Origin of the sequence: Streptomyces ipomoeae 91-03 (assembly GCF_000317595.1) — a bacterium.
Lineage (GTDB): Bacteria > Actinomycetota > Actinomycetes > Streptomycetales > Streptomycetaceae > Streptomyces > Streptomyces ipomoeae.
This window is the reverse complement of the sequence record NZ_AEJC01000313.1, coordinates 1-9,946: the sequence shown is the minus strand read 5'-3', so window position 1 is coordinate 9,946 and position 9,946 is coordinate 1. Positions and strand designations below refer to the sequence as shown.

Genomic DNA, 9,946 nt, shown 5'->3' with positions numbered 1-9,946 from the left:
CGCTGTGGTTGGCCTGGTAGCCGATGCCGACGCTCGCGCCCGGTGCGATCGAGCCGTTGTAGGTCACGTTCGTCGCGGTCACGGCGCCACTGGCCGGGCCGTACGTGGCGCCCCAGCCGTTGGTGATGGTCTGTCCCGAGGGCAGGGTGAAGGTCAGCTTCCAGCCGTTGACCGTCGTCGTACCGGTGTTGGTGATGGTCACCGAGGCGGTGAGGCCCGTGTTCCAGGCGTTGGTGGTGACGGTCACCTTGCAGGGGCCGGCCGGGGGCTGGGGCGCGGGGCCGGAGCTGTTGAGGCCGAAGAAGGTGAGGACGCGCTCGCCCATGCCCCAGGCGTACAGGTTGTGGCCGGTGCCCTGGAGGCTGATGGCCTCGACGGGGGCGCGGTCACCGGTGGAGCCGTAGCGGGTGCGGGTCCAGTTGGTCTGGGGCGAGTCGGTGGCGGCCGGTGTCTGGCTGAGACCGTGGACGTTGGTCCACTGCTTGATCATCTCCCCGAAGTTGGGGTAGCGCAGCACGTCGTCCTCGGTGCCGTGCCACAGCTGCATACGCGGCCGGGGTCCGGTGTAGCCGGGGTAGGCGCCCCGGACGAGGTCGCCCCAGGCCTGCGGGGTGCGGGTGATGGTGCCGTTCGCGCAGTCGCTGTTCCACTCGGAGCCGTTGGTGGTGGCGAAGCAGGCGAAGGGCACACCGGCGAACGCGGCGCCCGCGGCGAACACGTCGGGGTAGTCGCCGAGCAGGACATTGGTCATCATCGCGCCGGAGGAGATGCCGGTGACGAAGACGCGGTCGGTGTCGGCGTCGTAGGTGCGGACGGTCCAGTCGACCATGGACTTGATGCCCACGGGGTCGCTGCCGCCACCGCGGCGCAGCGCCTGCGGTGAGGAGACGTCGAAGCACTTGCTGCTGCGGGTGACGGACGGGTAGACGACGATGTACCCGTATCGGTCCGCCAGTTGGGCGTACTCGGTGCCGTTGTACATCGCGGGTCCGGAGCCGGTGCAGTAGTGCACGGCCACCAGGATCGCCGGGTTCGCGGTGACGCTCTCCGGCACGTACAGGTACATCTGGAGGTTGCTGGGGTTCTCGCCGAAGCCCGTGATCTCGGTGAGCGCCGCTCTGGGGGCGGCCTCGGCCTTCGTGTCCGCCGCGGCGGAGGCGGTGGGCGCGGCGTGGGCCGTGGGCGCGGTGAGGAGCGTGGCCGCGAGCAACGGCACCAGTGCTCCGAGGAGTGCGACGAGCACCGAACGCAGCGGTCTGCGCGCGGGGGAACGCAGCGGTCTGCGCGCGGGGTCGTGGGGGGTTGTGGACACGTCCTTGTCCCTTCCTGTCGCTGATGAGGCTCGCGGGAGGCCGTTCGTACGTCGGCCGAAGTCCGCGTGTGCTCAAGTCCGCTTGGGCTGAACTCCGCGTGGGCTGAACCCCGCGTGTGTCGAAGTCCGCGCGGGCCGAAGTCCGGCTCGGGCTTCAGCAGGCGGAGTTGGTCTGGGTGAGCAGGCCCAGTCGCCAGGGGAGTTGGGAGTAGTCGCCGCTCGCGGCCGGGTCCATGCCCTGGTACAGGTACCGCAGTCGGCACGGGTTGATCGTCTGGGTCTGGTCGACACCGTCGCGGATCAGGTCGCCGTGGCTGAAGTCCCTGGTCCAGGCCGGGACACCCGACGCGAAGGTCACGTTGGTGGAGCGGATGAAGGGGTTGGCCTCCGTGTCCGCGAGCGGTGTCCAGGTGCCGCCCAGGCTGTCGGCGGTCCAGGCACGGAACCAGCGCCGCCAGTCGGACTTGGTGGCGAGCGCCTCGACGAGCATCAGGTACTTGCCGCTGTCGCCGATCCGGTAGATGTTGCTCGCCTCGAAGAGGTCGAAGCGGTTGGGTTCCGTCAGCACGATGGCGGTGTCCCGGAAGCCGTTCGGGAACTCGCCGAGTGTGGTGCGGGAGCGGTACTGGTGGCCATTGCCGTCGGAGAAGAACAGATAGCAGTCGGTCGTGTCGCAGATCGTCCAGAAGTCCAGCCAGGCGCCGTCACCCTTGTTCGCGGTGACGATGGGCGGCTCGCCGGCGAAGAAGTACCTCGGCGCGCTCCAACTGCGCGGATCACCGGGGTCGGTGGTGGTGGAGTACGAGGGCGGGCCGGTCTGGTGGACCATGTACCAGAGCTTCTGCGGGGCGAAGTAGAACACCTGCGGGGCGGCGGCGTACCGGTCGCCGATGTTCGGGTTGGTGTCGAGGAACGTCTGCGGCGCGGCGGCGGCCTGGGACCAGTCGGCGAAGCTGGTGTGGGCGAGGCTCCACGCGCCGGTGGTGTCGGCGGTCGTGGCGTAGACGTGCCACCGGTTGTCGTACCGGAACACCGACGGGTCCTTGATCGAGACGATCGGATGGGTGGCGTCCGGTTTCGGCGAGATCAGCGGGGCGGTCGAGGACCAGCTGAACGAACCGGGCAGCGGGCCCGCGCGGCCGGTTCCGGAGGAGTCGGCGAGCGCCGGGCCGGGGGCCGGCGCGGTCAGGCCGACGGCCAGTAACGCCAGGACCAGTCCGCTGATGAACGTACGCATACGTGGGGCCGCCATCGACTCAACCCTCCCGGAAGAGAAGCGTCCGGCGAGCATCGTGACATGCACATGGCCGCCCTGGAAGCGCTCCCACACGTCGAAAGAATTCGCCCCCGCCACCCACCAGGCGTGTCACGCCGCTCACCGCGAGTGGCCGAATGTGTTTTGCGCAAAGCGTTGACTAGAAAGCGCTTGCCCTCTACGTTCCGTTCAGCAGTGTGAACCACCCCACACCACTCCGCGTATGGACCGGCACGCATGAGAGCCCCACCCGCCCGGGGTTGCGCGCCTCACGGGACACCGGGCACCCCACCTCGGTGATTCCCGCCGCTCGGACAAATCAATATGGCGAACACTGTTCACGTACATGATCCATCAGCTCTCCCCGAAGGGACGCATCCGCCATGCGTACCGTCCCCCCACGTACACAGGCGCAAAGATCAGCCCTGGTGGCCGCCGCAGCCGCCCTGGCGACGACCGCCGTGCTCGCCCTGCCGCAGCCGGCGGGGGCCGCCGAGACGGCGCCGATCGGTTACGGAGCCGGAACCACCGGTGGCGGCAGCGCCGCCCCGGCCACGGTCTCGACGCTCGCCGCGTTCCGGACGGCCGTCTCCGGCGACGCGGCCAAGGTCGTCCGCGTCAACGGTCTGATCACACTGAGCGGTCAGGTCGACATCGGCTCCAACACCACGGTGCTGGGCGTGGGTTCGTCGTCCGGGTTCACCGGCGGCGGCCTGCGGATCAAGGAGGAGACCAACGTCGTCGTCCGCAATCTGAACATCAGCAAGCCCGTCGCGCCCGCCGACGACATCACGGTCCAGGAGTCCACCAAGGTGTGGATCGACCACAACTCCTTCTCGGCGGACCGTGACCACGACAAGGACCACTACGACGGTCTGCTGGACATCAACCACGGCTCGGACAACGTGACGGTGTCCTGGAACACCTTCAAGGACCACTTCAAGGGCTCACTGGTCGGCCACAGCGACAACAACGCCTCCGAGGACACCGGCCATCTGAAGGTGACGTACCACCACAACCGCTTCAGCAACGTCCACTCGCGCATCCCCAGCCTGCGCTTCGGCACGGGGCACTTCTACAACAACTACGTGGACGGCGCCGACACCGCCTGCCATTCGCGCATGGGCGCCCAGATGCTCGTGGAGAACAACGTCTTCCGCAACACGAAGATCGCGGTCACCACGAACCGCAGCAGTGACGTGGACGGCTACGCCAATCTGCGCGGCAACGACCTCGGTGGGGCCGCCACCGAGATCTCCCGGGTGGGGAGCTTCACCGCCCCGCCCTACGGCTACACCGTGGAGTCCGCCTCGTCCGTCGTCGCCTCGGTGACGTCGGGTGCGGGCGCCGGCAAGCCCTGAAAGCACTGACAACCCCCCATCCGCTCGGACAACAGAAGGAATCGGGACATGACTTCTGCAACACGTCCACGCGCGCGTACGCGTGCGATGACCGGGACGGTGGCCGCCTTCGGCCTCTCGTTTGGCATGATCATGACAAGCGGAGCCACCCCGGCCGACGCCGCCACCTGGCCGACGCCCAGCAAGAGCCAGCCGGTGAGCTCCACCATCAAGGTGTCCGGCGTCCGGGACGGCGGCATGGTGCGCTACTACGGCAGCGGCGACCTGGCCGGCGACGGTCAGGAAGAGGGCCAGGACCCGATCTTCGAACTCGCGGCCGGGGCGACCCTGAAGAACGTCATCATCGGCGCGCCCGGCGCCGACGGCATCCACTGCGAGGGCAACTGCACCCTGCAGAACGTGTGGTGGGAGGACGTCGGCGAGGACGCCGCGACCTTCCGCGGCGGCTCCACCTACACGGTGACCGGCGGCGGCGCCAAGAAGGCGGCCGACAAGGTCTTCCAGCACAACGGGCCCGGCACCCTCAACATCTCCAACTTCGCGGTCAGCGAGTTCAAGACGCTGTACCGCTCGTGCGGCGACTGCTCCACGCAGTACACGCGCAAGGTGAACCTCAACAACATCGAGGTGACCGGGACGGGCTCCACCGCACGGCTCGTCGGCATCAACGTCAACCGGGGCGACGTGGCGACGCTGCGCAGGATCACCATCCTCAACGACAGCGGCCGCAAGGTCGTCCCGTGCCAGAAGTACAACAACAACACGGCGGTCGGTACCGGCCCCGACAGCACCAACTGTCTGTACTCCTCCTCGGACATCACCTACAGGTGACACCGCTCATCACCTTCCGGTGAGTCCACCCCCGGCGGTCGGACGGCGTCTTCCCCCACAGGCCTCGTCCGGCCGCCGAACACCTCCTGCGGGCACTTGCCGGGGGCCATCGCCCCTTCGGTCAGGCGCCCGACGGGGTCACCAGGTCTTCCGCTCCCACAGCGGCCCGATCCGCTCCCACTCCTCGTCCCACTGGTCCATCCGCCGCCGCTCCAGCCGCCCGCGCACGAGCCTGCCGCCCACGTAGGGCATGGCCGCGACGCACAGCCCCGCCAGGCCGCCGACGAGCCCGGCGCGCAGCCGGGCCTGGGACTCGCCGGCGGGCTTGGTCACCAGCAGGCCCTCGGCGTCCGTCCAGACGGTGACCGGGGCGCCCATCGGACTCGCGGGATCGACGCGGGCCTGGCCCTGGCGCTCGGAGCCGTCCGGCGCCGCCCAGCGGACCTTCGCCCACACCTTCTCGGCACCCGGCCCGCTGGTCGCGGACGGCTCCGGCGCGTCCTCGGTGAGCACCGCCGCGGTGGGGCGCCACTCCGCGCGCTGCCGGGCGAGCCCGGACTCCACGGACCCCGCCGCCAGCAGCCCCGCCAGCACCCCGCCGAACAGGGTCAGCGCCCAGGCGACCAGCACCACCCAGGCCTCCAGCCGGTCGCTGCGCCTTTTCAGAGGGTTGCGTCGCCATCGCCACAACCACACCTTCGGACCACGGAATGCCACCATCGGAGGCACCCTCCCTCACACCCAGGACTGCCGGACCGCTCTCCCATACGGCGGCGGCCCTCCCGCTGCTCATGCGACCTCGGTCACGCCACCCGTCCCGGGCCCCGTCGGACGCCGGTATCGATCCGCGCCACCCCCATTGACCTGCGGCACAGGCGTCTCGAGGGGTGACTGTCGGTGGTGAGGTGCAGACTGGCCGGTGACTGAGACGACGATGTCCCGGAGGTGGTCGGCATGGCCGACGTACTGCTCACCGTAGGCACGCGCAAGGGCCTGTTCATCGGGCGGCGGCGTGCAGGCGTCTGGGCCTTCGACGAGAGCCCGTACTTCAACGCGCAGGCCGTCTACGCGGTCGCCATCGACACCCGCGCGGACACACCCCGGCTCCTGGTCGGCGGCGACAGCGCGCACTGGGGCCCCTCCGTGTTCCACTCCGACGACCTGGGCCGCACCTGGACGGAGCCGGCCCGGCCCGCCGTCAAGTTCCCCAAGGACACCGGCGCCTCCCTGGAGCGGCTGTGGCAGCTGCACCCCTCGGCCGCCGAGCCGGACGTGGTGTACGCGGGCACGGAGCCGGCCGCGCTCTACCGCTCCGAGGACCGCGGCGAGAGCTTCGCACTTGTACGGCCGCTGTGGGAGCACCCGACCCGCGACAAGTGGGCGCCGGGTGGCGGCGGCGAGGGACTGCACACCATCCTCACCGACCGGCGGGACCCGCGCGCGATGACCGTCGCCGTCTCCGCCGCCGGGGTGTTCCGCACCCAGGACGGCGGCGCCAGCTGGTCGCCCTCCAACTCCGGTGTCTCCGCGGTGTTCCTGCCGGACCCCGACCCCGAGTTCGGCCAGTGCGTGCACAAGGTCACCCGGGACGCGGCGACCCCGGACCGGCTCTATCTGCAGAACCACTGGGGTGTGTACCGCAGCGACGACGCGGCCGAGCACTGGACCGACATCGGCGAGGGCCTGCCCTCCACGTTCGGGTTCGCCGCGGTCACCCATCCGCATCGCGGGGACACGGCGTATGTGTTCCCGATCAACGCGGACGTCGACCGGGTCCCGGCCGACCACCGCTGCCGGGTCTTCCGCACGACGGACGCGGGCAGAAGCTGGGAGCCGCTCTCGGCGGGGCTGCCCACCGAGGACCACTACGGCACGGTGCTGCGCGACGCGATGTGCACGGACGAGGCGGACCCGGCGGGCGTGTACTTCGGCAACCGCAACGGCGAGGTGTACGCGTCTGCCGACGACGGCGAGAGCTGGCGGCAGTTGGTGTCGCATCTGCCGGACGTGCTGTGCGTCCGCGCGGCGGTCATCGGCTGAGGCGGTCGCCGTACGTCTTTCGAGCACGCGCCGGGGCGGCTGCTCGGCCGAGCCGGACCCGGACCGCCACAGGGAGACCGGCACCACCCGTGCCGGCGCTCAAGTCGGGCTGGAGTCGACCGGGTTCGGCTGCGAAACGGTCAGCCCCGGTCGCCCGCCGGGCACCGGTTGATCGTCAGGGCCGCTACGGCAGTAGGGTGACGCCGTGGCACCACGACCGTTGCATGAAATCGTCGAACCGGGCTGGGCGAAGGCCCTGGAACCCGTGGCCGGACGGATCGCCGAGATGGGCGACTTCCTGCGCGCGGAGATCGCCGCGGGACGCACCTATCTCCCGGCCGGACCCCATGTCCTACGGGCCTTCCAGCAGCCGTTCGACGACGTCCGCGTCCTCATCGTCGGCCAGGACCCCTATCCGACACCGGGGCACGCGGTGGGACTGTCCTTCTCGGTCGCTCCGGAGGTACGACCGCTGCCGGGCAGTCTGATCAACATCTACCGTGAGCTCGGCACCGACCTGGGCCTCCCGCAGCCGTCCAACGGTGATCTGACCCCGTGGACGCAGCAGGGCGTCCTGCTGCTCAACAGGGCGCTCACCACGGCCCCGCGCAAGCCCGCCGCGCACCGGGGCAAGGGCTGGGAGGAGGTCACCGAGCAGGCCATACGAGCGCTGGCCGCACGCGGACGTCCTCTGGTGTCCATCCTGTGGGGCCGCGACGCCCGCAACCTCCGCCCCCTGCTCGGCGATCTCCCCGCCATCGAGTCCGCCCACCCCTCCCCCATGTCGGCCGACCGCGGCTTCTTCGGCTCGCGCCCCTTCAGCCGCGCCAACGATCTCCTGGCCCGACAGGGCGGCACCCCCGTGGACTGGCGTCTGCCATGACCGGCGGCGGTCAGCACCCCGCCGTGCTCGCCGTGGACTCCGGTGGCTCCGGGCTGCGCACGGCGCTGGCCGTGGGCGGTGAGGTGCTCGGGGAGCCGCTCGCGTCGCAGCACCCGGTGCGGACCGGAGCGCGGGGCATCGACGCCGGGCACCTGCTGGAGCGACTGCTGCCCCTGGCGCGACGGTTGCTCGACGGCGCCGGGCTCGGCCCTCCCGCCGCGGTGGCCGTCGGGGCCGCCGGGTTCGCCTCGCTCGGGGAGCAGATGCGCGCCGAACTGCCCTCGGCGCTGGCGCGCGAGTTGGGGGTCGGCCGGGTCGCGCTGGTCGCGGACGCGGTCACCGCGTACACCGGCGCCCTCGGTGCGCGACCGGGTGCGGTGATCGCCGCCGGTACGGGACTGATCGCGATCGGTACGGATCTGGCGAGCTGGCGTCGGGCGGACGGCTGGGGCCATCTGCTCGGGGACTGTGGCAGCGGGGCGTGGATCGGTCGGGCGGGCCTGGAGGCGGCGCTGCGGGCGCACGACGGGCGGAGCGGTGGTTCACCCCGGCTGATGGCGCGCGCGGAGAAGGCGTTCGGCCCTGCGGACGGGCTGCCCGGGCGGCTCTACCCCCGACCCGACCGCCCGGCGGTGCTCGCCTCCTTCGCACCCGAGGTGGCCGCCTGCGCCGGGGACGACCCGGTGGCGGCGGACATCCTGCGCGCGGCGGCCCGGCACATGGCCGACGCCGCAGCCGCCGTCTGCCCCACCTCGGGCGAGCCCCAGGTGGCCCTCACCGGGGGCCTGTTCAAGCTGGGTGACCCTCTTCTCGTACCGCTGGAGGCCGAGTTGACGGAGCGGTTGCCGCACGCACGGCGGGTGCCCCCGGCGGGCGATCCGCTGAGCGGTTCCGTGCGCATCGCGACCGATCTCGCCGCCGGCGGACTACGGTTGCCGTACGACGAGCAGATGGTGTACGTGATGGCTGAAAAGTAGTACCTGAAACAGGGAGCAAACCAGCCTGTCGGACAAGCGCCGTTGTGGAGGGCGAAGAACACCGCTCAGCGGATAAATGCGGTATCGATCGGTCCTGATCGGCACGTAACTATCAGACAAATCCGGACGGATACCGCTCACCTGCACCCTCCCCGAACAGGGGAGCCCAAGAAGCCAGTAGCATGCGGCGCCATGAGCTCCCCCACTGGGCCCGCATCCGGCCTGCCTGTACGAATGCCGCGACCCCGCCAGCCGGGCCGGCATCGCCGCCCCGAGCCGCTGGCGGCTCCCGAGGGCGCGCCCGCGCTGCTCCTCGCGGTGCCGGGCACGCCCAGCGCCGCCACGCGCAGCCTCGCCGAGGAGGTCGTGAGCATCGCGCGCTCCGAGCTGCCCGGCCTCGACGCCCGTATCGGGTACGTCGACGGTGGCACCGACGAGTTCCCCACGCTGCAGTCGGTACTGACGCACGCCGCCGAGGAGCGCACCGCCCGTTACGAGCAGGCGCGCGCCGCCGGCCTCGACGTCAAGGAGCCCGACGGCCCCGTCGCCGTCGTCGTGCCCCTGCTGGCCGGCCCCGACAGCGCGACGCTCCGCCAGGTCCGCCAGGCCGTCATGGAGAGCAAGATCGCGGCCGAGCTGACCGATGTCCTCGGTCCGCACCCGCTGCTCGCCGAGGCCCTGCACGTGCGCCTCTCCGAGGCCGGTCTGGCGCGTGCCGACCGGGCCCGGCTGTTCACCGTCGCGACCGCCGCCGACGGCATCGTCCTCGCGTCCGTGGGCGGCGAGGAGGCCGTGCAGGCCGCCGGGATCACGGGCATGCTGCTGGCCGCGCGGCTCGCCGTGCCGGTGATGGCCGCCGCGCTCGACCAGGACGGCTCGATCACCTCCGTCGCCGAGCAGCTGCGTTCCTCCGGCTCCCAGCAGCTCGCGCTCGCGCCGTACCTCATAGGGCCCGAGATCGACGCCGGTCTGATCGAGGCCGCCGCGAAGGAAGCGGGTTGCTCCGCCGCCGAGGCGCTCGGCCCCTACCCGGCGATCGGCAAGCTGGCGCTCGGCAAGTACACGACCGCGCTCGGCATCGCACCGCAGCAGCCGCAGGGCATGCCGGTTCGCTGAGGCCGATCGGCCCCGGCGAACCGCCGGGTTCGGCGCACCGGGTTTCCGGGGTGCCGAGTTCTGAAGTGCCGAGTTCGGTGCGCTGGTTCGGAGTGCCGAGTCGCCTGCGTCGAGTCCGGGGCTGCGGATTCGACGCATCGACGTCGGCGTGCTGTTTTCCGGCCACGACCC

Annotated in this window: 9 protein-coding genes; 6 read left to right on the top strand and 3 right to left on the bottom strand. The window is 71.1% G+C overall.

Going from position 1 to position 9,946, the window contains the following annotated elements; genetic code table 11:
• On the bottom strand, window positions 1–1,312 hold a 1,312-nt coding region (locus STRIP9103_RS20830; RefSeq protein WP_078613988.1), incomplete at its 3' end, for an extracellular catalytic domain type 1 short-chain-length polyhydroxyalkanoate depolymerase.
• Between the two features lie 154 nt (window positions 1,313–1,466).
• The gene (locus STRIP9103_RS20825) at window positions 1,467–2,549 is read right to left on the bottom strand and encodes a non-reducing end alpha-L-arabinofuranosidase family hydrolase (RefSeq protein ID WP_048820663.1); all 1,083 of its coding nucleotides are present in this window, start codon (window positions 2,547–2,549) and stop codon (window positions 1,467–1,469) included.
• Between the two features lie 401 nt (window positions 2,550–2,950).
• Here STRIP9103_RS20825 and STRIP9103_RS20820 point away from each other — a divergent pair, with 401 nt between their 5' ends.
• Entirely contained in the window at window positions 2,951–3,928 is a 978-nt protein-coding gene (locus STRIP9103_RS20820; RefSeq protein ID WP_048820662.1) for a pectate lyase family protein, read from the top strand.
• 48 nt (window positions 3,929–3,976) lie between these two features.
• Window positions 3,977–4,759, top strand: coding sequence for a pectate lyase (locus STRIP9103_RS20815; protein WP_009316335.1), 783 nt, complete (start codon window positions 3,977–3,979; stop codon window positions 4,757–4,759).
• 138 nt (window positions 4,760–4,897) lie between these two features.
• Here STRIP9103_RS20815 and STRIP9103_RS20810 read toward each other — a convergent pair whose 3' ends face one another.
• Window positions 4,898–5,479, bottom strand: coding sequence for an Rv1733c family protein (locus STRIP9103_RS20810; RefSeq protein ID WP_009316338.1), 582 nt, complete (start codon window positions 5,477–5,479; stop codon window positions 4,898–4,900).
• Between the two features lie 234 nt (window positions 5,480–5,713).
• Between STRIP9103_RS20810 and STRIP9103_RS20805 the strand changes: the two genes are divergently transcribed.
• The 4 genes from STRIP9103_RS20805 to STRIP9103_RS20790 all read left to right on the top strand — a co-directional run bounded on the left by STRIP9103_RS20805 (window position 5,714) and on the right by STRIP9103_RS20790 (window position 9,775).
• Complete coding sequence (locus STRIP9103_RS20805; protein WP_009316334.1) at window positions 5,714–6,799, top strand: WD40/YVTN/BNR-like repeat-containing protein; 1,086 nt, start codon at window positions 5,714–5,716, stop codon at window positions 6,797–6,799.
• Between the two features lie 205 nt (window positions 6,800–7,004).
• Complete coding sequence (locus tag STRIP9103_RS20800) at window positions 7,005–7,682, top strand: uracil-DNA glycosylase (protein WP_009316343.1); 678 nt, start codon at window positions 7,005–7,007, stop codon at window positions 7,680–7,682.
• The gene (locus tag STRIP9103_RS20795) at window positions 7,679–8,659 is read left to right on the top strand and encodes an N-acetylglucosamine kinase (protein WP_009316337.1); all 981 of its coding nucleotides are present in this window, start codon (window positions 7,679–7,681) and stop codon (window positions 8,657–8,659) included. The genes STRIP9103_RS20800 and STRIP9103_RS20795 overlap by 4 nt, the downstream gene beginning before the upstream one ends.
• 192 nt (window positions 8,660–8,851) lie before the next feature.
• Window positions 8,852–9,775: a sirohydrochlorin chelatase gene (locus STRIP9103_RS20790; RefSeq protein ID WP_086019291.1), complete on the top strand. Its 924-nt coding sequence runs from the start codon at window positions 8,852–8,854 to the stop codon at window positions 9,773–9,775.
• Window positions 9,776–9,946 lie beyond the last annotated feature (171 nt).

What these genes read in the sequence shown, in the direction of transcription:
- STRIP9103_RS20815 (WP_009316335.1), top strand. Translation starts at nt 3,977, where the DNA reads ATGACTTCTGCAACACGTCCACGCGCGCGTACGCGTGCGATGACCGGG.
- STRIP9103_RS20810 (WP_009316338.1), bottom strand. Translation starts at nt 5,479, where the DNA reads ATGGTGGCATTCCGTGGTCCGAAGGTGTGGTTGTGGCGATGGCGACGC.
- STRIP9103_RS20825 (WP_048820663.1), bottom strand. Translation starts at nt 2,549, where the DNA reads ATGCGTACGTTCATCAGCGGACTGGTCCTGGCGTTACTGGCCGTCGGC.
- STRIP9103_RS20805 (WP_009316334.1), top strand. Translation starts at nt 5,714, where the DNA reads ATGGCCGACGTACTGCTCACCGTAGGCACGCGCAAGGGCCTGTTCATC.
- STRIP9103_RS20790 (WP_086019291.1), top strand. Translation starts at nt 8,852, where the DNA reads ATGAGCTCCCCCACTGGGCCCGCATCCGGCCTGCCTGTACGAATGCCG.
- STRIP9103_RS20795 (WP_009316337.1), top strand. Translation starts at nt 7,679, where the DNA reads ATGACCGGCGGCGGTCAGCACCCCGCCGTGCTCGCCGTGGACTCCGGT.
- STRIP9103_RS20820 (WP_048820662.1), top strand. Translation starts at nt 2,951, where the DNA reads ATGCGTACCGTCCCCCCACGTACACAGGCGCAAAGATCAGCCCTGGTG.